At 66.2% G+C, this 24,990-nt stretch carries 22 protein-coding genes; 13 read left to right on the top strand and 9 right to left on the bottom strand.

Features of this window, described 5'->3' with window-relative positions:
* The first annotated feature begins 2 nt into the window (after positions 1-2).
* Positions 3-467 carry a DinB family protein gene (locus tag ACJH6J_RS00110; protein ID WP_406774611.1) on the top strand — a complete coding sequence of 155 codons (465 nt, stop codon included), beginning with the start codon at positions 3-5 and terminating at the stop codon, positions 465-467.
* A gap of 65 nt (positions 468-532) precedes the next feature.
* Positions 533-1,432 (top strand): phenylalanine 4-monooxygenase, encoded by a 900-nt coding sequence (locus tag ACJH6J_RS00105; RefSeq protein ID WP_212811406.1) that lies wholly within the window; start codon positions 533-535, stop codon positions 1,430-1,432.
* Here ACJH6J_RS00105 and fahA read toward each other — a convergent pair.
* From fahA to ACJH6J_RS00085, 4 genes are all read right to left on the bottom strand, one after another.
* Positions 1,419-2,732, bottom strand: coding sequence for a fumarylacetoacetase (gene fahA / locus ACJH6J_RS00100; RefSeq protein ID WP_212811407.1), 1,314 nt, complete (start codon positions 2,730-2,732; stop codon positions 1,419-1,421). The genes ACJH6J_RS00105 and fahA overlap by 14 nt on opposite strands.
* Positions 2,729-4,033 (bottom strand): homogentisate 1,2-dioxygenase, encoded by a 1,305-nt coding sequence (gene hmgA, locus ACJH6J_RS00095; protein WP_406784264.1) that lies wholly within the window; start codon positions 4,031-4,033, stop codon positions 2,729-2,731. The genes fahA and hmgA overlap by 4 nt, the downstream gene beginning before the upstream one ends.
* Positions 4,033-5,250: a 4-hydroxyphenylpyruvate dioxygenase gene (hppD, locus tag ACJH6J_RS00090; RefSeq protein ID WP_318985038.1), complete on the bottom strand. Its 1,218-nt coding sequence runs from the start codon at positions 5,248-5,250 to the stop codon at positions 4,033-4,035. Before hppD ends, hmgA begins: the two co-directional genes overlap by 1 nt.
* A 61-nt stretch (positions 5,251-5,311) precedes the next feature.
* Positions 5,312-6,781 carry a DHA2 family efflux MFS transporter permease subunit gene (locus tag ACJH6J_RS00085; protein ID WP_406784265.1) on the bottom strand — a complete coding sequence of 490 codons (1,470 nt, stop codon included), beginning with the start codon at positions 6,779-6,781 and terminating at the stop codon, positions 5,312-5,314.
* 213 nt (positions 6,782-6,994) lie between these two features.
* Here ACJH6J_RS00085 and ACJH6J_RS00080 point away from each other — a divergent pair, with 213 nt between their 5' ends.
* From ACJH6J_RS00080 to ACJH6J_RS00070, 3 genes are all read left to right on the top strand, one after another.
* A complete protein-coding gene (locus tag ACJH6J_RS00080) occupies positions 6,995-8,110 on the top strand; it encodes a glycosyltransferase family 4 protein (protein WP_406784278.1) in 1,116 nt (371 codons plus the stop codon).
* The gene (locus ACJH6J_RS00075) at positions 8,107-10,233 is read left to right on the top strand and encodes a glycogen debranching N-terminal domain-containing protein (RefSeq protein WP_406803363.1); all 2,127 of its coding nucleotides are present in this window, start codon (positions 8,107-8,109) and stop codon (positions 10,231-10,233) included. Before ACJH6J_RS00080 ends, ACJH6J_RS00075 begins: the two co-directional genes overlap by 4 nt.
* 199 nt (positions 10,234-10,432) lie before the next feature.
* Entirely contained in the window at positions 10,433-11,587 is a 1,155-nt protein-coding gene (locus ACJH6J_RS00070) for a serine hydrolase domain-containing protein (protein WP_406803362.1), read from the top strand.
* 5 nt (positions 11,588-11,592) lie between these two features.
* On the opposite strand, the gene ACJH6J_RS00065 is transcribed toward ACJH6J_RS00070, so the two are convergent.
* Positions 11,593-12,099, bottom strand: a complete 507-nt coding sequence (locus ACJH6J_RS00065; RefSeq protein WP_406803361.1) for a MarR family winged helix-turn-helix transcriptional regulator — start codon at positions 12,097-12,099, stop codon at positions 11,593-11,595.
* An 81-nt stretch (positions 12,100-12,180) separates the two neighbouring features.
* Here ACJH6J_RS00065 and ACJH6J_RS00060 point away from each other — a divergent pair, with 81 nt between their 5' ends.
* Positions 12,181-12,915 carry a hypothetical protein gene (locus ACJH6J_RS00060; RefSeq protein WP_406803360.1) on the top strand — a complete coding sequence of 245 codons (735 nt, stop codon included), beginning with the start codon at positions 12,181-12,183 and terminating at the stop codon, positions 12,913-12,915.
* On the top strand, positions 12,912-13,808 hold the full coding sequence (locus ACJH6J_RS00055; protein ID WP_406803359.1) for a TIGR03560 family F420-dependent LLM class oxidoreductase: 897 nt from the start codon (positions 12,912-12,914) through the stop codon (positions 13,806-13,808). The genes ACJH6J_RS00060 and ACJH6J_RS00055 overlap by 4 nt, the downstream gene beginning before the upstream one ends.
* A gap of 27 nt (positions 13,809-13,835) precedes the next feature.
* On the opposite strand, the gene ACJH6J_RS00050 is transcribed toward ACJH6J_RS00055, so the two are convergent.
* Both ACJH6J_RS00050 and ACJH6J_RS00045 read right to left on the bottom strand, forming a co-directional pair.
* Positions 13,836-15,149 carry a cytochrome P450 gene (locus ACJH6J_RS00050; RefSeq protein WP_406803358.1) on the bottom strand — a complete coding sequence of 438 codons (1,314 nt, stop codon included), beginning with the start codon at positions 15,147-15,149 and terminating at the stop codon, positions 13,836-13,838.
* A gap of 79 nt (positions 15,150-15,228) precedes the next feature.
* Positions 15,229-15,657, bottom strand: a complete 429-nt coding sequence (locus ACJH6J_RS00045) for a nuclear transport factor 2 family protein (RefSeq protein WP_406803357.1) — start codon at positions 15,655-15,657, stop codon at positions 15,229-15,231.
* Positions 15,658-15,899: 242 nt separating this feature from the next.
* Between ACJH6J_RS00045 and ACJH6J_RS00040 the strand changes: the two genes are divergently transcribed.
* The 5 genes from ACJH6J_RS00040 (at position 15,900) to ACJH6J_RS00020 (ending at position 20,437) form a co-directional block, all read left to right on the top strand.
* On the top strand, positions 15,900-16,631 hold the full coding sequence (locus ACJH6J_RS00040; RefSeq protein ID WP_406803356.1) for an alpha/beta hydrolase: 732 nt from the start codon (positions 15,900-15,902) through the stop codon (positions 16,629-16,631).
* A gap of 99 nt (positions 16,632-16,730) precedes the next feature.
* Complete coding sequence (locus ACJH6J_RS00035) at positions 16,731-17,333, top strand: LGFP repeat-containing protein (RefSeq protein WP_406803355.1); 603 nt, start codon at positions 16,731-16,733, stop codon at positions 17,331-17,333.
* A gap of 63 nt (positions 17,334-17,396) precedes the next feature.
* Positions 17,397-18,257: a helix-turn-helix transcriptional regulator gene (locus tag ACJH6J_RS00030; protein ID WP_406803354.1), complete on the top strand. Its 861-nt coding sequence runs from the start codon at positions 17,397-17,399 to the stop codon at positions 18,255-18,257.
* A gap of 60 nt (positions 18,258-18,317) precedes the next feature.
* The gene (locus ACJH6J_RS00025) at positions 18,318-19,508 is read left to right on the top strand and encodes an MFS transporter (protein ID WP_406784271.1); all 1,191 of its coding nucleotides are present in this window, start codon (positions 18,318-18,320) and stop codon (positions 19,506-19,508) included.
* Entirely contained in the window at positions 19,505-20,437 is a 933-nt protein-coding gene (locus tag ACJH6J_RS00020) for an alpha/beta hydrolase (protein WP_406803353.1), read from the top strand. The genes ACJH6J_RS00025 and ACJH6J_RS00020 overlap by 4 nt, the downstream gene beginning before the upstream one ends.
* 10 nt (positions 20,438-20,447) lie before the next feature.
* On the opposite strand, the gene ACJH6J_RS00015 is transcribed toward ACJH6J_RS00020, so the two are convergent.
* Positions 20,448-22,133 (bottom strand): GMC family oxidoreductase, encoded by a 1,686-nt coding sequence (locus ACJH6J_RS00015; protein ID WP_406803352.1) that lies wholly within the window; start codon positions 22,131-22,133, stop codon positions 20,448-20,450.
* A gap of 311 nt (positions 22,134-22,444) precedes the next feature.
* On the opposite strand from ACJH6J_RS00015, the gene ACJH6J_RS00010 reads away from it, so the two are divergent.
* Entirely contained in the window at positions 22,445-23,548 is a 1,104-nt protein-coding gene (locus tag ACJH6J_RS00010) for a GGDEF domain-containing protein (protein WP_318985052.1), read from the top strand.
* A gap of 11 nt (positions 23,549-23,559) precedes the next feature.
* Here the strand turns inward: ACJH6J_RS00010 and ACJH6J_RS00005 are convergent, their stop codons facing one another.
* The gene (locus ACJH6J_RS00005; RefSeq protein ID WP_406803351.1) at positions 23,560-24,624 is read right to left on the bottom strand and encodes a cupin domain-containing protein; all 1,065 of its coding nucleotides are present in this window, start codon (positions 24,622-24,624) and stop codon (positions 23,560-23,562) included.
* Positions 24,625-24,990 lie beyond the last annotated feature (366 nt).

Here is a 24,990-nt window from a genome sequence, read left to right as displayed (position 1 = left end):
TGATGGACGACGAACGGGCCCAGCTCGACGCCTTCGTGGAGGACTACCGCCGTGCCGTCGAACTGACTCTCGACGGCCTCACCGAGGAGGAGTCCCGCCGGCGCCTCGTCCCGTCAGCGACAACGCTTCTCGGGTTGCTCAAGCACGTCACCTGGATGCAGCGCGTGTGGTTCGAGGAATGCGTCGGCGGCACATCCCGTCAGGCTCTCGGCCTGGTGCAGAGCGTCGACGAGTCCTTCCAGCTGGATGACGACGACACCATTGCGTCGGTTCTTGCGGCGCACCGTGATGTCTGTGCGACAGCGCGGGCGGCGGTCGCCGATCTACCGTTGGACACCGTCGTGACGGGGCACCGGTCCGGGCCGCGAACCCTGCGTTGGGTCATGTTGCAGGTGCTGCGGGAGCTGGCGCACCACTGCGGGCACGCCGACATCCTGCGCGAACAGGTGCTTGCCAGTCGTGCGTGATCAGCGCGCATATCCTGGGTGTTAGACGCCGCGCTGTGCGACGCCCGGACCTCCGGGAGGCAGCGATGTTCGAGGAAGCGCAGTTGTATGCGCCGGTGACGCGGTCGGGAGATGACGTCACCGTCCATCTGGCTGCGGATCATCCAGGCGCAGTCGACCCGGAGTACCGCGCCCGCCGCAACGCTATTGCCGCGCTCGCCATGGATTGGCAGCCCGGAACGCCGCCACCCGTCGCGACCTACACCGACGACGAGCAGGAGGTCTGGCGCATCGCGTGCGCCGAGCTGCACCGGCTACACCAGCGCCGGGCCTGCACCGAGTACCTGCAGGGCAGGGAACGGTTGGGGCTTCCCGAGGATCGGATTCCGCAACTGGTCGAGGTCAACGAGAAGCTCGGGCCGCTGACCGGCTTCCAGTACGTGCCGGCGGCCGGTCTGGTGCCGCTGCGCGAGTTCTACGGACTGCTCGCCGACGGCATCTTCCACTCCACCCAGTACATCCGGCATCACTCCGTGCCGCTCTACACTCCCGAGCCGGACCTGATCCACGAGGTGGTCGGCCACGGCAATTGCCTGGCGCACGAGCGGTTCGCGGCGCTGTACCGGCTGGCCGGGCAGGCGGCGCAGCGGGTGAAAACGACTGAGGCCCTTGAATTCGTCTCGAAGGTCTTCTGGTTCTCGCTGGAGTTCGGTGTGGTCCGTCAACATGGCGAGGTACGTACCTACGGTGCCGGCCTGCTGTCGTCGTACGGGGAGATCCAGCAGATCGATGTGGCTGATCTGCGGCCATTGAACATCGCCCGGATGGGGGTGCAGACCTACGACATCACGCACTACCAACCGATTCTCTTCTGCGCCAGGGGATTCGGCGAGATCGAGGATGTTGTCGGCGGGTTCTTCGCCGAGGTCGACGACGCCATGGTGGAGCGCCTGGTGCACGACGCCGCTCAGGTCACGGGTAGGTGATCGCTGGTTGGACGACCGCGACGCATTCGCCGAACCCGATGATGGCCGCCCCGGGACGATGTGCCGTTGCCTTGAGGGTGATTTCGTCGCCGTCTTCGAGGAACGTGCGCGTTTCCCCGTTGGGCAGCGTGATCGAGCCCGTGCCGCCATGACTGAGCTCCAGCAGGCTGCCTTCGGAGCCGGTGTCAGGACCGGACAGGGTGCCGCTGCCGAGCAGGTCGCCGGGCTGCAGGTTGCATCCGTTGCTCGTGTGGTGAGTGACCATTTGCGCGAAGGTCCAGTACATGTGGCGGCTGGATGAGCGTGCGATCGGGTGCGGCGGCTCGCCGTCGTCGCGCATCCGGGCCGTGCTGATACGGACCTGCAGCTCGATATCGAGCCCACCGCTCGCACGGTGCCGTGAGCTGTCGAGGTAGGGCAGGGGAGCGGGATCACCCTCGGGACGATCGAACGGAATCCGGAACGGCGCCAATGCTTCTGGAGTCATTACCCAGGGCGAGACCGTGGTGCCGAAGCTCTTCGCCAGGAACGGGCCGAGTGGCTGGTATTCCCAGGCCTGCACGTCCCGCGCCGACCAGTCGTTGAGCAGGCAGTAGCCGGCGATGTGGGATTCGGCGTCATCGAGACGCACCGGTTCGCCGAGGCGGTTTCCCGGGCCGATCCACGCGCCGAGTTCCAGCTCGAAATCCAGGCGCCGGGTGGGTGCCAGCACAGGCGCTGGTGCGTCCGGACCCTTCAATTGCCCGTGCGGTCGCGTCACGGGAGTGCCGCTGACCTGCACGCTCGAGGCACGCCCGTGATAGCCGATGGGCACCCATTTGTAGTTGGGGAGAAGGGGATTGTCGGGCCGGAACAGCGCTCCGACGTTGCGGGCGTGGTGGATGCCGACGTAGAAATCGGTGTAGTCGCCGATGCGGGCGGGCAGCAGGACATCGACGTCACGCAGTGGGGTGAGCAACGCCGCCACGGTCTGTTGTTGCGGCGCGCCTTCGGCGAGCAGTGCGTGCAGCGCCCTACGAAGTGCTACGCGGGGACCAGATCCCAAGGCGAACAAGGCGTTCAACGTTCCGTCTGCCGCGGACTCTGCGGCCGTCTGCGCCTCGCCGGTGAGCAGGCCGGACTCGGCGAGCCCCCTCAGGTGCAGGACCATGTCGCCGATCCGGACAACACCGCCCGGTTCGCCGTTTACACCGGCGACCACGCCGAACGGCAGATTCTGCAGCGGAAAGTCACTATCAGGGCCCGCGGAGGCGACCCAACTCCGCCGGCCCGGGTCGTGGGTGAAGTCGAGTGCTGTCACGGCTTGTCCGGCTGGAAGCGCTTGACCAGCCCTCTCCAGCAGTCCGCGTAATCCTGTTGCCGCTGCGGTGAATTCGCGGCGTACGCCGTCACCTGCTGCGGGAACCGCGTCTCGAACATGAAGGCCAGTGTGTGCTCCTGCTTGACCGGTTTCAGTTCTTCGGTGCTGGCGGCGTGGAATGCGTTGGCGTCCGGGCCATGTGGGGTCATGCCGTTGTGCAGGCTGACGCCGCCGGGCACGAAGCCGTTCGGCTTGGCGTCGTACACGCCGCGCACGAGTCCCATGAACTCACTCATGACGTTCACGTGGTACCACGGCGGCCGGAAAGTGTCTTCGGCGACCATCCACCGCTCGGGGAAGCAGACGAAGTCCACGTTGGCGGTTCCGGGCGTCTCGCTCGGTGAACTGAGCACTGTGAAGATCGACGGGTCGGCATGATCGAACAGAACCGGCCCGACGGGGGAGAATCGGCGCATGTCGTACTTGTACGGTGCGTAATTGCCATGCCAGGCAACGACATCCAGTGGTGACTGGGCGATATCCGCTCGCCACAGCGTGCCGCCCCATTTCACATACATCGTGGACGGGACGTCGCGATCCTCATAGGCCGCGACCGGTGTCAGGAAGTCGCGCGAGTTGGCCAGGCAGTTGGCGCCGATCGGGCCGCGCTCGGGAAGAGTGAAAGGGCCGCCGTAGTTTTCGCACAGATAGCCGCGGGCCGGACCGTCGGGCACCTCGACGCGCATCTTCACACCCCGCGGGACGACGACGATCTCACAGGGCTCGGCGTCGATGATCCCGAACTCGGTACAGAACCGAACATTGCCGTGCTCGAGCACGAACAGCATTTCGGCGTCGCCGTTGTAGAAGTAGGTGTCCACCATCGATGACGTGATGGTGTAGATGCTGTTGGCGAATCCGGTGCGGGCGTTGACGTCCCCGCCGGTGGTGATGGTACGGACGCCGGTGACGAACGTCGTGTCCTCGACCGCCGGATCCGGCATCGGTAAGGGGTTCCAGCGCATTTGGGCAATGGGGATGGCAGGAGCATCGTCGGGTGCGGACCGCCAGTGCTCGCTGGGGACGGCGGTGAAATCGCCCCAATGGGCCACGCTCGGCCGAATCCGGTACAGCCAGGACCGCTTGTTGGCGGCGCGGGGTGCGGTGAACGGCGACCCGCTGAGCTGCTCGGCATAGAGGCCGTAGGCGCACCGCTGCGGAGAGTTGCGGCCGACGGGCAATGCGCCGGGCAGTGCTTCGCTTTCGAAGCTGTTGCCGAAACCGCTTTGGTACCCGGCCATCACAGGTTCCCGCGCTTCGCCTGCTCACGCTCGATGGACTCGAAGAGCGCCTTGAAGTTGCCCTTGCCGAAACCGAGTGAGCCGTGGCGTTCGATGAGTTCGAAGAACACCGTCGGCCGGTCTCCCAACGGCTTGGTGAAGATCTGCAGCAGGTATCCGTCCTCGTCACGGTCGACCAGGATGCCGCGCCGCTGCAGTTCCTCGACCGGTACGCGCACCTCGCCGATGCGGGCACGCAGTTCCGGGTCCTCGTAGTACGCGTCCGGGGTGTCGAGGAACTGCACACCCTGCCGACGGAGCTCGTCGACGCTGGCGAGGATGTCGTTGGTGGCCAGCGCGAGGTGCTGGACGCCCGGCCCGCGATAGAACTCGAGGTACTCGTCGATCTGCGACTTGCGCTTCGCCACCGCCGGTTCGTTGAGCGGGAACTTCACCCGGTGGTTGCCGTTGGCGACCACCTTCGACATCAGTGCCGAGTAGTCGGTGGCGATGTCGTCGCCGATGAACTCGGCGAGGTTCACGAAGCCCATGACCCGGTTGTAGAAGCCGACCCACTCGTCCATCTTGCCGAGCTCGACGTTGCCGACGACGTGGTCCAGGGCCTGGAACAAGCGCGGCGGCGCGCCGTCCCGTCTGATCTGACCGCTCGTTGCCGGCTGATAGCCAGGCAGGTAGGGACCGCTGTAGCGGGCTCCGTCGGTTTCGCGTTGCACCAGGGTGTGCCGGGTCTGCCCGTAGGTCGCGATAGCGGCGAGGCGTACGGTGCCGTGGTCATCGGAGACGTTGTGCGGTTCTTCGAGGATCGTCGCACCGGCTGCCTTGGCCTGGGCAATGCACTTGTCGACGTCGGGCACCTCCAACGAGATGTCGACGACGCCGTCGCCGTGCGTGGCGTGGTGCGCGATCAGAGGGCTGTCGGGGCTCACCGCACCCTTCAGCACGAACCGCACCGACCCCGAACGCAGGACGAACGCCTTGTGGTCGCGATTGCCGTTCTCGGGCCCCGAGTAGGCGACCAGTTCCATGCCCCACGTCGATTGGAAGTAGCTCGCTGCCTCTGTGGCATTGCCGACGACGAAAACGATGGCATCCCAGCCGGTTACGGGGAATGGATCATTGCTCGGGTCGTACTCCACCAGGCCCACCAACTGCTTGAGCTGGTTGACGTCGAGCCGGGCCTGCTTCTCCTGGTCGGTCAGGGCGCTCTGGTTCGCCATGTAGACATTCTTCTCCCAAAGGCGGGATTACTCGATGAATTCGCCGCCGTGTTCAGTCGCGTCAGACGCGTTCACCGGCGGGAACCTCGGCGAGCGCACAGTGATAGTGGTGACTCGGCGGCTCCTCGTCCGGTTCCTCGGCAAGCAGGTCGTTGGAGATCGTCGCGAACGCGAGCACTCCGCCGAGGGCCGCAAGGCCCGCTGAGATCAGCATCGTGGTGTGGAAACCGGCGGTCATCGCGGCGGGCGATCCGAAAGCGTCGCCCGTCAGTCCCGACAACGGGGGTAGCAGGGCGACGGCCAGTAGCCCCGCGGTGCGTGCCACCGCGTTGTTGACTCCGGAGGCCACGCCGGCGTGGCGCTCGTCCGCTGCGGCCAGGGCGGCGGCGGTGACGGGTGCGACCGTCGCGGCGAGCCCCAACCCGAAGACGACGACGGCGGGGAGCACGACGGTGGTGTACGAAGCACCCGGGCCGATCCGCGTCATCAGCACCATGCCGGCCGCGATCACGAGCGGGCCGATGGTCAATGGCAGACGTGGACCGATGCGCTGGGCGAGTGCGCCGGACGCCGACGAGAGCGCCAGCATGATCGCCGTGACCGGGAGCGAGGCAGCGCCGGCGGCGACGGGGGAGTATCCGAGTGCGGTCTGCAGAACGACCACCAGCAGGAAGAAGACACCCCCGAGCGCGGTGTACACCACGAAGGTCACGGCGTTGGCACTCGTGAACTGTCGAGACGAGAAGATGCCCAGCGGCAGCATGGGATTCGCGGAACGTCGTTCGATCGCGACGAATGCCACCAGGGCGATGACTCCGAGCACCCCGGCCGCGAGAACGACGAGAGAATCCCAGCCACGGTTGGGTCCTTCCACGACGGCGTAGGTCACACCAGCCAGCCCCGCAGTCGCTGTCGTGGCGCCGGCGTAGTCCAGGTGGCCGGCCGTCGACGGGTCGCGGCTCTCGGGCACGTGGCGTACCGCGAGCCACGCGACCAGGCATCCCAGGGGCACATTGATGAGAAAAATCGCCCGCCAGTCGATCGCTTGTACGAGATAGCCGCCGAGCAGCGGGCCGATCGCCGCGGCGACGCCACCCAGAGCCGACCACGCGCCGATCGCCTTTGCCCGGTCGGTCGGGATGAACACCGACTGGATGATGGCGAGGCTGCCCGGCGTCAACAGCGCGCCGCCGATGCCCTGCAAAGCCCTTGCGGCGATGAGCATCTCGGCGTTGGGTGCCACCGCACAGAGCGCTGACGCCACCGCGAACCACGCCACGCCGACGACGAACACCCGCTTGCGGCCCAGACGGTCACCAAGGCTGCCCGATAGCAGGATCAACGCGGCGAGTGTCACCGAGTAGGCGCTGACCACGAGTTGCAGTCCACCGACCTCGGTGTTCAGGTCGTGACCGATCGCCGGCAGCGCGACGTTGACGACCGTTGCGTCGAGTTGCGCCATCCCAGACCCCAGCACGGTGGCGGCGAGGATCCAGCGTCCCGCCGCGCTACCGAAGCGGACACCGGGCATGTCATGCCTCCACTGAATCGCCGTCGTGCTGTGAGTGACCGCACGCGTGCGCTCTAAACCTTCGCACACGGGCCGGTACAGGGATGGCGAAGCGGCGACGGACACGCCATAATTGGCACTCGTCGGACGAGAGTGCTAACGCTGCTTAGTCGATCGTGAGGAGGGAACCTAGTGAGCAGCACTGACTTCGCCATCCCCGAGGCCAGCGAGCCGATGCGTATCGTGCTCGTCGCACCCCCATATTTCGATGTTCCGCCCAAAGGATACGGCGGGACCGAGGCCGTCGTTGCTGACCTGGCCGACGCCTTGACCGCCCGAGGACACCATGTGACGCTCCTCGGCGCGGGACAGCGCGGGACCAACGCCGCGCGCTTCGTCCCCCTCTGGCAGCGGACGCTTCCGGACCGCCTCGGCCAGCCCTACCCCGAGATCATGCACGCGGTCCGGGTGCGCCGAGCCATCGAGAAAATCGCCGCGACCGACGGGGTGGACATCATCCACGACCACACGTTCGCGGGCCCGCTCAACGCTCCGGTCTACCGGTCGCTGGGTATACCGACCGTGGTCACCATGCACGGACCGATCGATGACGACCTGTATCCGTACTACCGTGAGCTTGGCGACGACATCGGTCTGATCGCCATCAGCGACCGCCAGCGCCAGCTCGCTCCGGACCTGAATTGGATTGGCCGCGTGCACAACTCGCTGCGCATCGGCGACTGGCCGTTCCGGGCCGACAAGGAAGACTACGCGCTGTTCCTGGGACGGTACGCGCCGTACAAGGGCGCGCATCTGGCACTCGAGGCGGCCCACGCGGCGGGCGTGCCCCTGGTGTTGGCGGGCAAGTGCAATGAGCCCGAGGAGCGCGCCTACTTCGACGAACAGGTGCGTCCACTGCTGACCGAGAACGATCATGTGTTCGGCCAGGCGGACGCCGCCGCGAAGCGCAAACTACTGGCGGGCGCACGCTGTCTGCTGTTCCCCATCCAATGGGAAGAACCGTTCGGCATGGTGATGATCGAGGCGATGGCCTGCGGCACTCCCGTGGTGGCGCTGCGTGGCGGCGCGGTGCCTGAGGTCGTGACCGACTGCGTGACCGGATTCGTGTGTGAGCACCCCGACGAGTTGCCCGACGCGATCGCCAAGACGCACACCCTGGATCCCGCGGCCTGCCGACGCCATGTGGCGGCCCATTTCGCGACAGGTCAGTTCGGCGCGGGGTACGAGCGCATCTATCGAGCCGTGCTGGCGGATGCGGACTCCGCACCGAGCCCGATCACGTTGCGGCGCATCGTGGAACCCGGCGCCTCGGAACGGGCGAGCGCATGAGTGCACCGACCGCGCTGAACGCCGGTGAGCCCACCAGCATCGGCTTCGGTGGGGACACGGTGACTTTGGTGGAGGGCGGCACCTTCTGTGTGTCGGACCGTCACGGCGACGTGTTGCCCGGCGGTGCCCAGGGTCTGTTCTTCCGCGATGCGCGCGTGCTGTCTCGATGGGAGCTGCGTGTCGACGGCCGGCCGGCTGAGCCGTTGTCGGTGCAGACGCCGGAAGCCTTTGCCGCACAGTTCATCATGCGGAGGGCGCCGCTGCCCGGCTTGGCAGACAGCACGCTGTTGGTGGTGCGGGAGCGCACCATCGCCGACGGGATGCGGGAGTCCATCTCCCTCCGGAATCTGGCCGGCGAAAGCACGGTGGTGACGTTGGAACTGCACGTCGACGCCGACTTCGCCGATCTGTTCACGGTCAAGGAGGGACGCGCCGCTCATGGCGGAGCGAACCAGTCCGTGGTGAACGGCGAGCTGGTGCTGCAGGACCGTACCGACCCGGTCCGGGGCCTGACAGTGACCGCAGCCGGCGGACCCGCGGTCCTGCCGGGGGCGTTCCGTTGGCGGGTGGTGGTGCCCGCGCATCAGAGCTGGCAGGTCGAGATCGGTGTCCAGCCCACGTGGGGTGCCGGTCGCATCAACGGCCGGGCGCGTAGCGGCGATGCGGTCCAGTCGGGTACGCCGGCACAGAAGATCGAAGCGTGGCGGGAGAGCACCACGACGGTCGAGTCGGACCATGCGGGCCTGGCAGAGGTGTTGCGCCGCACCGAGAGTGATCTCGGCGCGCTGTTGATCCACGATGAAAGCGGCGAGGGTGAGCCGTTCGTCGCCGCCGGGGCACCGTGGTACATGACGCTGTTCGGTCGAGACAGCCTGCTGACCGCCTGGATGGCGCTGCCACTGGACTGCGGGCTGTCCCTCGGCACGCTGCGGCAGCTCGCCGACGCGCAAGGCCGCCGTGTCGACCCCATCACCGAGGAACAGCCCGGCCGCATCCTGCACGAAATCCGAAGGGGGCCGGCCAGTACCGACGTCTTGGGTGGGACCGTCTACTACGGTGCCGTCGACGCCACGCCGTTGTTCGTGATGCTGCTGGCCGAGAGCTGGCGGTGGGGTGCCGACGAAGACGTCGTCCGGTCGCTGCTCGGCGCAGCGGACGCTGCGCTGGCATGGGCCACCCGGTACGGGGACCGCGACGGCGACGGGTTCATCGAGTACCGCCGGGCCACCGACAGGGGACTGGTCAACCAGGGCTGGAAGGACAGCTTCGACAGCATCAACGACGCGGCGGGGCACACCGCCGAAGCGCCGATAGCGCTGTGTGAGGTACAGGGCTACCACTACGCGGCTCTGCTGGCCAGGGCCGAACTGGCGGAGGCGTTCGGTGCACCGACGACGGCGGCCCGGTTGCGTGACCGCGCGGCGACGCTGCGCGCACGATTCCACGAGGCGTTCTGGCTGCCGGAAAAAGGTTGGTATGCCATCGCTTTGGACGCCGGCAAGAACCCGGTTGACGCGCTCACGAGCAATATCGGGCACTGCCTGTGGACGGGTATCGCCGACGATGATCATGTCGAGACGCTCGTGGCACGGTTGTCGGCCGACGATATGGATTCCGGATTCGGGCTACGTACCCTGGCCGCATCCATGGGCGCATACAACCCCATGAGCTACCACAACGGGTCGGTGTGGCCGCACGATACGGCGATCGCCGTCGCCGGGCTGATGCGATATCGGCACGTGCCCGGCGCCGTGCAGCTGGCCGAGCGGCTGGCCGCCGGCCTGCTCGACGCGGCCGAGGCGTTCGGCGGCCGGCTTCCCGAATTGTATTGCGGCTTCGGACGTTCCGAATTCGGTGCCCCGGTCCCGTACCCGACGTCGTGTTCGCCGCAGGCCTGGGCGAGCGCGGCGCCGCTACTGCTGGTACGGGCGTTCCTCGGACTGGAACCCGATGTGCCGCATCGCCGGCTCGTGGTGGCGCCGCGTCTGCCTCAGCTGTGGGGTCGCACAGTGTTGGGCGATCTGCGACTCGGCGACGCGACAGTGTGTATCGAAGCTGACGGGGACACCGCGAAGGTCACCGGACTGCCCGACGATTGGGAGCTGGTCATGTCGGATGGGTGAACCGAATCCCCGACTCGGCGAGTAGTCGGGTGGCCACAACTTGACCGCCGCTCGAGCCTGCTTCGGAAAGCGATTGCTCAGCATGGATTTCCGCGTATTCGAGCGGTAGCTGCACCAGCTGGGTGCGGCAAGTTCAGGCCGACCCTGCGTTACATCATCCGGCCACATTGTCATGCCCATACATGCTCTAATGGTTGCCATGGCAGGTCTGACGGAGGGGAACGTAGATCCGGCATTCGCCGCGGTGCGCGATATCTTCGAAGCGAGCTTCGCCGACGGGCAGAACTGGGGCGCGGGCGTCTCGGTCGTGATCGACGGCCGACCCGTCGTCGATCTGTGGGGTGGGGTCGCCGACCCGCGCACCGGCCGACCGTGGCAGCGGGACACGGCTTGCGTCACCTTCTCGTGCACCAAAGCAGTAACCGCCACAGCCGCGCTCATGGTGGCGGAGCGCCACGGTGTCGACCTGACAGCGCCAGTGGTGAGTTGGTGGCCTGAGTACGGCGTGGCCGGCAAGAGCGAAACCACAAGTGAGCAGCTGCTGTCGCATGCTGCCGGGCTACCCGCTGTGGAGCGGCCTGTTTCGATCGAACAGGCTGCCGATCCCGAACTGATGGCCGATCTGCTCGCCGCTCAGCATCCGGTGTGGGAGCCGGGATCGAGACACGGCTATCACGCGTTCACATTCGGGTGGCTGGCCGGCGAGATCGTGCGTCGGCACGCCAATACGACGGTGGGGGAATTCGTTCGATCGAACGTCAGTGCAGACCTCATGATCGGGGCCGACAGAGCCGCGCTCGACGCCATCGCCCGGACCGGTTTTCCCGACGCGAGCGAACAGCAATGGGCAACGGACACAGCCACAATCCCCGCCACCACGGTCGCACGGCTCGTCGAGGCGTATCGCGATCCACAGTCCTTGTTCACCCGTGCCACCGCCAATCCACCCGCGCGCTACAACCATCCCGACGTGCTGTCAGCCGGCTGGCCGGCGAGCGGACTGATAACCACTGCGCGCGCACTGGCCGACTTCTACGCGCGCCTGACCGCCGGCAAGCTGTTGCATCCGGAGAATCTGAACGACGCAATCCGCGTGCGGCACAGCGGTTCTGATGCCGTCATGGTTCTCGAATCCAGCTACGGCCTGGGATACATGCGACCGTCTCAGCTGTTCGCTTTTCCCGACAACGTCGGACCTGGAGCCTTCGGGCATCCTGGCGCCGGTGGTGCGTTCGCGTTCGGTGACGTCGACAATCAACTGGCGTTCGCATTCGTGCCGAACCTGCGTCGTGACGCTCTCGCCGGCGATCGTCGGGCAATCGATCTCATCGAAGCGACGTACGCCGCATTGTGAGTTGCTCAGCGCTTGGTTGATTTCTCATCCCGCCGCCGGCCGATTTGCCGAAAGCCGGGGTGTACCGCCGGGGTCAGGCCCTGCTGGTCGGCGAGCGTGGCGAGCAGTTCGTTCAGCGTCTTGCGTTGTTGGGTGGTCAAGCCGGCAGTCAGCTCTTGTTCGTGCTCGCGCGCGATCTCCGAAAGCGTCTGCATCAACTTCTCGCCCGATTTGGTCAGGTACAACGCATACAGGCGCCGGTCGGTCGGGTTGCGCCGGCGCTCGACCTCACCCCGTGACTCGAGCTCGTCGAGGTACGCGACCACACGGCTGGGCAACAGGCCCAGCCGCCCACTCAGCTCCTGCTGACTGAGGCCTGGCTCGCTGGCGATCATCCGCAAGATGCCGGCGTGCGGGGGTGTCAGCTTCACGGCCACAAGGCGTTCGGCGAACAACTGAGCGGCGTGGTGGCCGAGCTGGGCGAGCAGGAACGCAACACCGCCCCGCTGCTGGGCGCTGGAAGCTGATGACATGGACGAACAATACATGGACGAAACCGTTCAATTCGTGAATGAGGTTGACGCATCCAGTTCACCAAGAATATCGTTCATGGCATGAACGATTACACCCGCGATCGACCGACCGCTACGAGCCGGGCGCCACAGCAAGGCGGGCCGCCGCTGTGGATTCTCGGCACGATTTCGCTCGGCCTGCTGCTCTGTGGCGTCATCCTGGGTGTCGTGCTGGGCGGCATGCCGCCGCTGCCGTACGGGAATTCAGCGGCGGTGCTGGACTACTTCCGCGCCCATACATCGTCCGCGCAGGTGAGTGCGGTCTTCGTCTTCGGGTCGTCGGTGCCGCTCCTGATTTACGCTGCCACGGCCAGTGCGCGGCTGCGGCAGCTCGGCGTCACCGCGCCGGGCGCCACCATCGCCCTGGCCGGCGGTGTCCTGGCCGCCGGGGGACTGGGGCTGTCGAGCTTGCTGCTGTGGACACTGTCGCGGCCGGAGATCAGCACCGACGGCCCACTGATGAACGCGCTCTACTACCTGGTGTTCCTCACCGGCGGCGTGGCACACGTCGTGATGCTCGGCCTCCTGACGGCGGGCCTCGCGGTCCCGGCGCTGATCCTGCGCTTGGTGCCGCGGACCCTGGCGTGGATCGGCCTCGGCATCGCCGCGGTGGCCGAGCTGACGACGCTGGTTCTCATCTGGCCACCGGCCGCGCCGCTCCTACCGATCGCCAGGTTCTCGGCTCTGATCTGGCTTGTCGCCGTCGGCGTCCTGCTGCCGAAGCGCCGTGCCGCCCGCAACCGGCAAGAGCGGGCCGTCCCGGGAGGAAGCGCATGAGACTCAGCGTCAGCGTCACCAACTTCTCGTGGCCGGAGGGACCAACCGCGATCCGCGCAAATCTCGCCGCGGTGGCTGAATTCCTCGATGGCACAGACGTCGACACGCTCTGGGTGGCGGATCATCTGCTGCAGGCCGACCCGGCCAGCCGACTGGACGAGCCGATGCTGGAGGCCTACACCACGCTCGGGTTCCTGGCCGCCAAGACCACAGAGCTTCGGCTCGGCACCTTGGTCACCGCAACGACGTTCCGCAACCCCGCGGTGTTGATCAAAGCCGTCACCACTTTGGACGTATTGTCCGGCGGGCGAGCATGGTTGGGACTCGGCGCCGGCTACAACGCCGACGAGGCGCGGGCGCTCGGCCTGTTCCTACCGCCGACTGGTGAACGGTTCGACCGCATGGGCGAATTGCTGCAACTCGCCCGCCGAATGTGGGACGGCGACGAATCTCCCTACGAGGGTCGCTATTACCGCCCTGAACGTCCCATCGGCCGGCCACGGCCGATCACGCGGCCGCCGGTGCTGATCGGCGGCACCGGCGAACGTCGTACCTTGCGCATGGTCGCCGAACACGCAGATGCCTGCAACCTGTTCGATATCCCGAATGGGGACAGCGTGATTCGCCGCCAACTCGACGCGCTCGGGCGACACTGCGCCGAGATCGGGCGACCGCCTCAGGCGATCGAACACACTCTCACCACCGCATTGACTCCCGGTGAGTCCGCCGACCAACTGGCCGAACGTTGCCGAAAACTGGCGGGTCTCGATATCCAGCACGTCGTCGTGATCGCCCGCGGCCGGCCGTGGACGCTCTCCGAGCTCGGTGAGGTGGTCAGTGCCGCAAGCGAACTCGTGACAGTAGAGCCCAGCGCTGCCGGTGGGTCCACGTAGAGCGTCTGGCGATGTGTCAGAGCGTAATCACATGGAGGTGACCGGTGTGGGCGCGAGTGAGACAGGCAGGTAACTGATTCCTCGCAACAGCGTGCTGTCGTTCATGGCCGGCGTCCCGGCGAGAGCCAGGCGGGGGAACCGCTCAAACAGCGCTTGCAGGCCGATCTCCAGTTCCATCCGCGCCAACGGAGCACCGAGGCAGACGTGGCTGCCGGTGCCGAAGCTGACGTGGTCGCGGGCGTTGGAGCGGGTGGCATCGAATTGGTCGGGGCGTTCGAAGACAGCTGGGTCGCGATTGGCGCCGGCAAGGAGGACGAAAACGGCCATCCCCTCGCGCACCGTCTGTCCGCCGACCTGGACTTCCTCTGTCGCCACTCTGACTCCGATCTGGGAGACCGAGTCGTAACGCAGGATCTCCTCGACAGCGTTGGCCCAGCTGTCGGGTTGCGCTTGGAGACGAGCGAGCTGGTCCGGGTGATTGACCAGGGCGACGACACCACTGCCGAATTGATGTGCGGTAGTGAGGAATCCGGCACCGAGGAGTAGACCGGCGAACGTCCTGACCTCGAAGTCGGAGAGTTCGGTGTCCTGAACAACGGCGGACAGGATGCTGCCATCGGCGCTTGCACCGCGCAGTCGCTCGATGTGGGCGGCAAGGTAGCCTTCGAGCTCGCGTAGCGCCGCGACGGCGGTCTGGAAATTTCGCCACGACGGCGCGGTGGTGGTGATCAACTTCGAGGTCGATTCACCCATTTCGTACAGGTAGGGCGCCTCCGCACGGGGAATTCCCAGCATGTCCGCGATGATCTCGATGGGGATTCGGGACGCGTAGGCGACAGTCAGATCACATTCGCTACGGCCGTCGTCGAGTTCGTTCAGCAAGCGGTCGGCGACCTCGTGGATGCGATGCCGAAGCCCGTCGGTGGCTTTCGGCGTGAAGGCCCGCGAGACCAGACGCCGCAGCCGCGCATGGTCGGGTTCGTCGACCATCAGCAGTGACGGTGGTTCGACCGGATTGATCACGTGGGGATTGGTCTTCTCGAACAGACGCTGGATGGTGCGGAACGGCGACCGATCGTATGGTTTGGCAGTGCGGAATCTATTGTCGCGCAGGATTTCTCGGGTGATTGGCAGATCGGCGGTCACCAGGGCGTTGCCGCTGAACGCCGGCGCCATGCGTCCCTGTTCGCGAATCTGCTCGATCAGGTCATACGCGCAATCATGTTGACCGTCATCGAGAAGCAGCTTGGCGAACGGGTCGCCCCGGCGCGCGAGCAGCTTCAGTGTCGCGCGGGGGAGCCCGTACCCCATCAGCCAATGTGCTCGGGTTTTCAGATCCATATTCACGTTGTTCGCCCCCCACGGATCGACTACCGCTCAGGCTAGAGGGAAACGCCGCACGGAACTACCAGGATCGAAATCATCGGTAGTAGCCATCGCTGGCCAGGATCTCGACGCCGCGCCAGCCCCAGTAGACGCGGTGCGCCTGGATCAAGCCGTCCTCGATCTCCATGACCTCCACAAAATCCATCTGCTGGCCGTCCGGTGTCTCGCGGGGGTACTCCCAGGTCGCGCGGCGGCCGTCGGTGAAGAATCCGGCACGGTAGTAGTGCCGCTCGTCCGGAGTACGTGCCACCACCTCGGTCAGGAACGGTCTGAGTTCCTCGTGTCCTCGACACACCCCCGGACCACCCAAGATGTGCGCTGCCACCGGGCTTTCCAGAGTGGCGTCCGGTGCGTAGCAAGCCAACAGTGCCTCGACATCGTGGTTCGCCAACGCCTCTTCCCAAGCATGCGTGACTGCTTCGATGCCTGAGCGATCGACTTCGTCAGTGTTTTCGGAGTTCATGGTTCCAGGATGCGCCGCCGATACTTCGGTGCTGGTCGAAGCGTGGCGGCATGGCCGAATGCCATGACGTAAATGATTGGCCGCCAAAGGCGGCCGCTGCTACTTTCGTCGGCAGGCCAGGTGAAGGACGAGGAGGTGGTACCCGTGAACGAATCGACGTGGGTGCTCCTTGCCAGGGCCACAGTCGGGCGATAGGTCGTCCCGGGAGCGCCGTCTCACAGCACTCCCGAAAGGCACGGCCAATGGACTTCATTTCCGAACAGCGTCTCGACGACGGCAGCGTCGAGCGCACATTCAGTCTCAACGACATCCCGGGCATCCTGTGGACGCCCGGCTCTTCACCCGCACCGCTGATCCTGCTGGGGCATCCCGGCGGTCTGCGGCAGATGTATCCGCGACTCGTGAATCGTGCCCGCGACGCTCTGGCGCACGGGTTCGCCGCCGCCACCATCGAGCTGCCCGGCAGTGGTGATCGTCCCCGCTTGACTGAACTCGAGCGGGCCCGCACCGATCTGCGCGGGGCGCTGGCCACGGGCCGGCCTGTCAGCGACATCGTCGACCGCCTCGTCCTCCCTTTGGTCGATGCCGCCGTCCCGGAATGGCAGTTGGCCCTTGATGTGCTCCTCTCATTGCCCGAAATCAGCGGCCCGGTCGGCTTCTCCGGCGGGGTCATGGCCATCGGCATCCGGTTGGCCGTGGTCGAGCCACGCATCGTCGCCGCTGGTCTGTTCGCCGGCAGTTTCGTGCCTCGCGTCATGTTCGACGAGGCACGTGAGGTCACCATTCCTCTGCACGTCCTGCTGCAGTGGGACGACGAATCGAATGACCGCCAGATGGCGCTCGACGTGTTCGATGCCTTCGGCTCCCGGGAAAAGACGTTGCACGCCAACATGGGTGGCCACATGGGTGTCCCAAAATTCGCGGGGGAGGACGCGGCGCGCTTCTTCACCCGGCACCTCATGCCGGCCCGGTGAGCGCGCGCGACGCCGAAGTGGCTCCGTTAGGGTCGTGACCGGGCCGGGACATCAGCTGCAACATGACGCGCACCACAGGAATGACGTGAGGGGAAACCTATGAACACGAGCACGTACCGCCGCACAACCGTCGCCGGCCTGGCCGCTGTCGCACTGACCGTTGCCGGCTGCAGCACTGACACGAACGGCGACATCTCGGCGCAGCCGCAGGTCGCGTTGGTCGTGACGTCCGAAGTCCCGGCGCCGCCCACCCAGGTGAAGCTCATCGGGGAGAGGGACGTCGAAGTCACGCTCACCGGCCCGATCGCCGCCAAGTACGCGTCCGCCACGGACAAGCAGAAGGCGGCCCTGGGCAAGCCACTGACGGGCGATCACAACGCCGGTACCCGCGACAGCGGCGTCGTCTTCCAGCAGTTCCAGGGCGGCGCGATCGTGGCCAAGAACAACCAGCCGGGCACGCCCGCCTACATCATCTGGGGCAAAATCCGCGAGGCCTGGAATGTGCAACGCGACGCGGACGGTGTGCCGTCGGTCAGCGGCACGAACGGCTCGGCAGGCCCGTTGGGCGTCGTCACCAGTGACGAGACTCCCGCCGGCGACCAGCTCGTCGCGACGTTCGAGCACGGCAAGATCGCGTACAACACGACGACCCGCCAGGTGGAGGTGACGGTCAACGGCAAGGTTGTGCCGTCCGGGCTGTAGTGGCAACTGCCTGTCACTGCCAGGGACAGGCGCGCCGCGGATCCGTCACGCACGATGGAAAACATGACGGACGCACGCGGATCAGGCGGGCAGCAGCTGGCGGACTTTCTTCGTAGTCGACGGGCAGCGGCCGACACGGCGCTACTGCCGGGGCTGGTCGGGCTGGGGCCGCGCCGGGTGCCCGGGTTGCGCCGCGAGGAACTGGCCGAAGCGGCTGGGGTGTCGTTGACGTACTACACACGCCTGGAGCAGGGACTGGCCACCAATCCCTCGACCCAGGTGCTGGACGCGCTGGCAAGGGCCCTCGGGCTGGACGAGGCCGAGCGGGCGCACTTGCAGCGGCTGGCCGCGGTCGGCGACAGGAAGGTGCCGTCGGAGCGAACCCGGCTGCGTCCCGACTGCGTCACCCTGCTGGACGCCATGCCCGACATCGCCGCCGTCGCACTGTCGCCGTTGCAAGACATCATCGCCTGGAATCGACTGGGCCATGCGCTGCTTGCACCGCACCTGCCACCGGCGGCGCCGTACACTGCCGAACCGCCCAACAAGGTCGCGATGATGTTCATCGACGCACACGCGCGCAGCCTCCATCGCGAGTGGGAGGCCGAGGCCACCTTGGCAGTGGCTTCGCTGCGCTATGTCAGCGCCGGCCATGTCGCCGAGGCCGACCTCGCCCGTCTCGTCGGCAACCTGAGTGTGGCCAGTGAGGACTTCGCGCAATTGTGGGCGGCGCAACCCGTGGCGTTGTGTACGCACGGCATCAAGCGCTACCACCACCCGGTAGTGGGGCGGCTGGATCTGCATTTCCAGATCCTTCATCTGCCCGAAGACAACGGTCACCGGCTGCTGTTGCAACACGCCGAACCCGGGTCCAGCGATGAGGCTGCCCTGCGCCTGCTGGCCAGTACGACCATCACCGAGTAGCACCGTGTAGCGAATATCGCTGCGCGGCAATAAGAAACACTCAATCCAAGGAGCTCGCCCGTGGATAGTTCCACCCTGCCCAAAAACAGTCTCCCCGCGCCGACGCGGCGACTTCATCCGGGTCTGCCCGCGCTGGCGCTCGGCGGCTTCGGCATCGGTCTGACCGAGTTCGTCATCGCCGGGCTGCTCACCGACGTGGCCGACGCACTGCACGTCAGCGTGCCCACTGCCGGCGCGCTGATCTGGGGATACGCCCTGGCGGTCGTGGTGGGCGCGTTCACCGTCACTGCCGCGCTGTCGCGCCGGCCGCCGAAAACCGCACTGCTGGTGCTGCTGACCTTGTTCGTCATCGGCAACGGATTGACCGCGCTGGCACCAGGTTTCGGCGTCGCAATGCTGGGCCGGATCATCACCGCGCTGTGCCACGGCGGATTCTTCGGCATCGGCGCCGTGGTCGCCGGCGATCTGGTCGCGCCCGAACGCAAAGCATCCGCCATCGCCGTCATGTTCGGCGGGCTGACCCTGTCGAACGTGCTCGGCGTACCGTTCGGCACGTTCGTCGGCCAGCATCTCGGCTGGCGCAGCGCGTTCTGGATCATCAGCGCACTCGGTGTGCTGGCAATCGCCGGCGTCGCCGCGCTGGTTCCCCGGTTACCGACACCAACACCGGCAGGCAACAGCCACTTCGCCGTCCTGTATCGCCGCCAGGTCATCGTGTCGATCCTGCTGACCATGATGATGTTCGGCGGCGTGTTCGGAGCGTTCATCTATGTGGAACCGCTGGTGACCCGATTGACCGGTTACGGCGACGGCGCCGTGCCATGGCTGCTGGTCCTCTTCGGAATCGGTTTGTTCATCGGCAATTTCGTCGGTGGCTGGGCCGCCGATCGTGATCTCACCTGGGCCCTGCGCATCTTGTCTCTACTGCTGCCCGTCGTGCTCATCGCATACGGGATGCTCGCGTCCTATCGGATACCAGTGGCAGTCCTGCTGGTCGTCATGGGCCTCGTCGGATTCGCTGCGACGCCCGCTCTGCAACTGCGCGTCATGCGTTTCGCCGATGACGCGCCGACCATGGCCTCGGCGGCCAACATCGCGGCGTTCAACCTCGGCAACGCCATCGCATCGGCAATCGGAGCCGCGACCATCGCCCTGGGCCTGGGCTGGCGTTCCCCGGTGTGGGTGGGCGCGGCGATGGCGCTTGTCGGCACGTTGCTGGTGTTCACCAACAGCCACGGGGAGGCACAGTGACCGAGTCGCCCGCGCTGCATCCTCAGGCGCGCGCCCACCTGGCCGCGGCGGCGACAGCGCCGGGTATCGCGACCTTGTCGGTGCCCGACGCGCGCCTGGCGATACTGAGCTACCTGGACCTGCAACGGCCGGCACCCGCGATGGTGCAGGTCCAACACCGGTTCATCCCTGGTCCGACCGCCGACCTTCCCGTTCGGATCTACCGGCCGACGCAAGATCGCGGGCCGCATCCGGTGATTGTCGTGTTGCACGGCAGTGGCTGGGTGATCGGCAACCTCGACCTCGTGGACGAACCAGCCCGGGTCCTGGCCCGCGACACCGGGTACGTCGTGCTCGCCGTCAACTATCAGAAGGCACCCGAGCATCCGTTTCCGGTTCCGCTGCAGGACTGCGTGGCCACCGTGCGCTGGGTGCATACCCACGCCACTGAACTGGGTGTCGATCCGAGCCGGCTGGCCGTGGTCGGCGACAGCGCCGGCGGCAACCTCGCCGCCGCGACCACCGCCGAGTTGGCCGGTACCGACGTCACGGTCGCCGCTCAGGCTCTGCTCTATCCGGCGCTGGATCGGCGCATGGACGCACCCTCGTATACGGCGTTCGCCCGTGGCTTCGGTCTCGACGCCGTCGATATGGCCTGGTTCTGGAACCACTATGTCGACGACGCAAGCGACGATCCGCGGGTTTCACCGTTACGCGCCAACAGCTTTGCGCATCTGCCGTCCACGTTCGTGGCGACCGCCGGCCATGACGTGCTGCGCGACGAGGCAGAGGCGTATGCCGGGCTACTCCGTGACGCCGGCGTGGACGTCGTCGCCCGGCGCTACCCCGGGATGATTCACGGTTTTTGGTGGATGGACGCTGCGCTCGACGAGTCACGCACGCTGCAAAGAGATCTCGCCGGATTCCTGGTCGACCGCCTCAGCCGCTGACCACACCGGCTTACGCCAGGATCGCCCGCGCCGCACGCTCGGCGATCAGCATGACCGGAGCGTTGGTGTTCCCGGACGTGATCGTGGGCATCGCCGAGGCGTCGACGACACGAAGGCCGGCGACGCGGTACACGCGACAGTCGGTGTCGAGCACGGCGCCCGCTGACCGCGGAACACCTTGTGCGTCAAAGGCTCCCATCGCACACGTGCCCACCGGGTGGAAGATGGTCGTGCCCAGTTCCCGGGCCGCCTGCTGCAGATCGTCGTCGCTGACCACCTGCGGGCCGGGGAGAAGCTCCTCAGGGCGATAGCGAGCCAGCGCCGGCGCCGCCATGATCTCCCGCGTCATCCGCAGGCCCTTGACGGCGGCCTGATGATCGGCGTCGGTGGACAGGTAGTTGCACATGACCTTGGGGTTGATCAGCGGGTCCGCACTGGCAATGCGCACATGCCCCCGCGAACTGGGGCGCAGATTGCAGACCGAGGGCGTGATCGCTCCGAAGCTGTGCAGCGGTTCCCCGAACTTGGGCAACGACAACGGCTGCACGTGCCATTCCAGATCGGGGCTGGCCAGCGCGGGGTCGCTCTTGGCGAAGGCGCCGAGCGTCGAGGGCGGCATCGTCATCGGCCCGGAGCGCAACATCAGGTACTGGAGCCCCATGCCGCCGCGGGTGAGCCAATTCCGGTACAGCGTGTTGACCGTCTGGGCGCCCTGCACCCGGTAGATCGTGCGGAGCTGCAAATGGTCCTGGAGGTTTTCACCGACCCCGGGCAGATCGACGGCCACGGGCACGTGGTGCTGGGAGAGCAGCTCGGCCGGCCCCAGACCCGAGGCCTGCATGAGATGCGGTGATCCGATCGCACCGGCGCTCAGGATCACCTCGCGGCGCGCGTGGACGTCGACGAGTCGGCCGTCTTTGCGGAGCCGCACACCCGTGGCACGGTGTCGAGCGGTGGTCCAGGCACCGGTCCGCTGATCCGCCCGGACTTCGTCGTCCATCAGTAGCTTCACGGCCTGGGTGTCGGTGTAGACGGTGAGGTTGGGTCGGTGGGCGATGGGATGCAGGAAAGCGTCGGCCATCGACCAGCGACGGCCACGCCGTTGGTTCACATGGAAGTACGCGCTGCCGGCATTGTCGCCGCGGTTGAACTCATCGATCGGGGCGATACCCACCTGGGCCGCGGCGGCCTGCCAGGCGTCCAGGATCTTCCAGCGCACCCGCGGTGGCTCGACGCGGATCTCGCCACCGGTGCCGTGCCAGTCGTCGGCCCCACCGAAGTAGTCCTCGAGCTGCTTGTAGATCGCGAGCGTCTCGCCGGTACTGTCCGGGCCGCCCCATCGCCATCGCTCGTCGCCGGTTGCTTGCGCCCAGAGGTCGTAATCGCTTGCCTGCCCACGCATGTGGATCATGGCGTTGATCGACGAGCACCCGCCGAGGACGCGGCCGCGCGCGTAATGAATGCTGCGGCCGGCCAGACCCGGGTCGGCCTCGGTGGTGAAGCACCAATCGGTGCGGGGGTTGGCAATGGTGTACAGGTAGCCCACCGGCACCTTGATCCAGAACCAGTTGTCCTTGCCGCCGGCCTCGATCAACAGCACCCGATGATCGGGGTTGGCGCTCAGCCGATTGGCGAGCAGGCAGCCGGCACTACCTGCTCCCACGATGACGAAGTCGAATTCGGCAGCGGGGTTCATTCCGGGATCGGTCCTCCAGGCGTCGGATTGGTGTCCCAGTGTGCGTGATCACCCGCCGGTCCGTACACATCCCCGCAGCTGAGCGCATGTCGATGTCGTGGCGCCAGTCCCGACATCGCGGTCACATGCACCGGCCCATCGAATGCTGGCTATCTCGAATATATGAGAATTCACAGTTTGCACCCCTGGCAACCTGGCCGAACATGTGATGCAATCAGGCGTCAGCAAATTAATGCCAGGGCAGCGCGCAACGGCTGCGACAGGTTTGACGACTGCGGACACCCAGGTAACCCGTTGGGGGGAGATGCACCATGCGTTGGCTCCAGCAATGGTGGCGTCAGTCCGATCACTACGACTGGCTGATGGGCTACGTCAAGTTCCGTGGACTGTCGGGGCTGGTCCGCACGATGATCGCCGGCGTGGCCATCATGACCAGCCTGGTCCCGATGGCACTGCTGACGGTCCCCGAAGGTCCGGTCGGCGTCGTCCCGCGGTTGGTCACCCGCGCGGCCATCGTCGGATTGCTGCTCGCCGGCCTCATCTGGGTCGTCGGACTGCCCAGCCGCCGGCGGTCCACGGTCTTTGCCACCCTGGTCACGACGTGTATTGCCGCCGTGGCACTGTCGTGTAGCGACCCGGCCGTCGGGATCCTGGTCTGCACCACGTTCGGCGTGCCCGCGGCGTACGTGGCGTTCACTCATCGGGCGATCCACGCGGCCTACAACTTCCAAGTGGCAATGATCGTCGCGGCGGTGGTGGCCTTGCGCCTGACAGCGTCCGGCCGCCCCGTCCTCGCGGCGTGCGCGATGTGGTTGATCTTCATTCTCACCGTCACAGTGCCGGCCAGCATTCAGATCGTCGTCCACGCGCTGGGAACCGATCTCATCCGCGCGGACTGCGACCCGCTGACATTTCTGCTGAATCGGCGTGGCTTCGGGATCAAGGCCCAGGAACTGATCCATCGGGACCGGGGTACGGCCGCGCATCTCATGGTGACGGTGATCGATCTCGACGGTTTCAAACTCCTCAACGACAGCCGCGGTCATCTCTTCGGTGACCGTGCGCTGATCGCCGTGGCCGAGATACTCCGCAAGCAGACGTCGCACGATGCCGTGATCGGTCGCACCGGAGGCGACGAATTCCTGATCGCCGAGACCACTTACCGACCCCAACAATCGTCGGCCGCCGAGCGCCTACGTACGGCGATTGCCGCGACGCCGTACGCCATCACCGCCAGCGTCGGCGTCGCGACGGTCGCCCTGGCCGATGTCGACGACGCTGCCGCCCCCACGATCATCGACGATCTGGTGATGGCGGCAGACCTCGAGATGTATGCGGCGAAACGCTTGGGCGGCAATGCTTCCCGGCACGCAGGCGGAGCGCATGGGCAGTCCGCCCTGAGGCTCGCCGAATAGCGTCACGGGCATCAACCTTGGCCGACTCCGTGGGCATCGACGGGGTTCACCCGGGGAACCACCAGTGGGTCCGCGGGAGTGAAGGGTAACGCCGGCAGATCATCGATGTGAGTGTTGAACGCGGCGGCCAAGACTTCCCGTGAATAGGCGGTGGCAGAGGCTTTGAAGCCGATGTCGGCGGGGAACGGCTGATCGAAGAAGATCAGGAAATGCCAGTCGTCGGTTCCGATGTTCTCGATGTGATGCGGGTAGGCGCGCGGGATGAAGTACATGTCTCCCGTTGTCAGGTTCCACGTGTCCAGCGAGCCGTCCGGGTTCATGATGGTCATGCGCGCATCGCCGTACTGCACGTAGCCCATCTCCGCGGTGACGGGATGCCAATGCGGTTCGCGCATACCGCTTTCGGTGACGCGAAGCGAGTACATCGAGATGTCCTTCAAGGCAGGCCAGAACTGGTCGCGGGCGAATCGTGCGTTGCCGCTGGCGTAGTTGAGACCCGGCGCTTGGGCTTCGACATCGAACTTGTGCGGATCGTTGAAGTGGGCAGCGGCGGGGATGCTGGGGTCGCCGGTGCGGGCTGCCAGTTTGTGGTCGACGGTGCTACGACGGATCTTGTTGATGTCGGACGACGGTAGGTCATAGGTGTTGCCCAACACGGCGTCGGTGAACGCGCCGAAGGTTGCGCCCAGACCGAAGTCCTCGGGACGTTCGTGGCGGAAGGCGATGATGAACTCGGCGACGTCGGTACCGATGTTCTCGATGTGGTGCAGTGCACCGGAATCGATGTGGAACATCTGCCCTGCGGTGACGATGAAGTTCGAGAACACGCTGTGGTTGTCGAGGACCGACACCAGCGCCGTTCCTGAGACGCAGTAGGTGAGTTCGTTGGCGTTTGCGTGCCAGTGGGGTGTGCGCATGGCGCCGGGGTTGAGCAGCAGTCGCTTGATCGACAGATTCTGCAGAATCGGCATGGCATCCGCGGTGACCCGACGCATCGAGCCGTGTTCGGATTCCTCGACGATCTCGCCGCCCAGGAGCGAGACGGTGTGGCTGCTGCGGGCGATGGACGTTGTCATACGGAGCCTCCTCGTTGATCAAGCCGACAGAGGTCAGTGTTGTCCGCTGGCAGCTTGCCGTCATGGACACCGGCGGTAATCCGTGGTGGCGGAAAGCGCTACTGCGTCCATACCTGCTGGCGGTAATGGCCGTATCAGCCGGAATGAGCAGAACCCTTTGTGAGCGCCCATCGACTTGCTAACTTCCGGCGGTGCGCTACATACGAGGAGCCCTCCTGCCGGTGTTGCTGCTCGTCGCCCTGGCACTGGCGGCGTGCGGGTCGCCGGCAGGCAAGAACGGCGAGAATCCGGCTCTTCACAGATGAGGGTGTAGAGGTGGTTGGCGCGTCGTTGCCGGGATAGAGGTCGAGGTCTCTCGAAAATGAG

Origin of the sequence: Mycobacterium sp. SMC-18 (assembly GCF_045310895.1) — a bacterium.
In the GTDB taxonomy this organism is placed as follows: domain Bacteria; phylum Actinomycetota; class Actinomycetes; order Mycobacteriales; family Mycobacteriaceae; genus Mycobacterium.
This window is presented reverse-complemented; position numbering and strand designations above follow the sequence as displayed.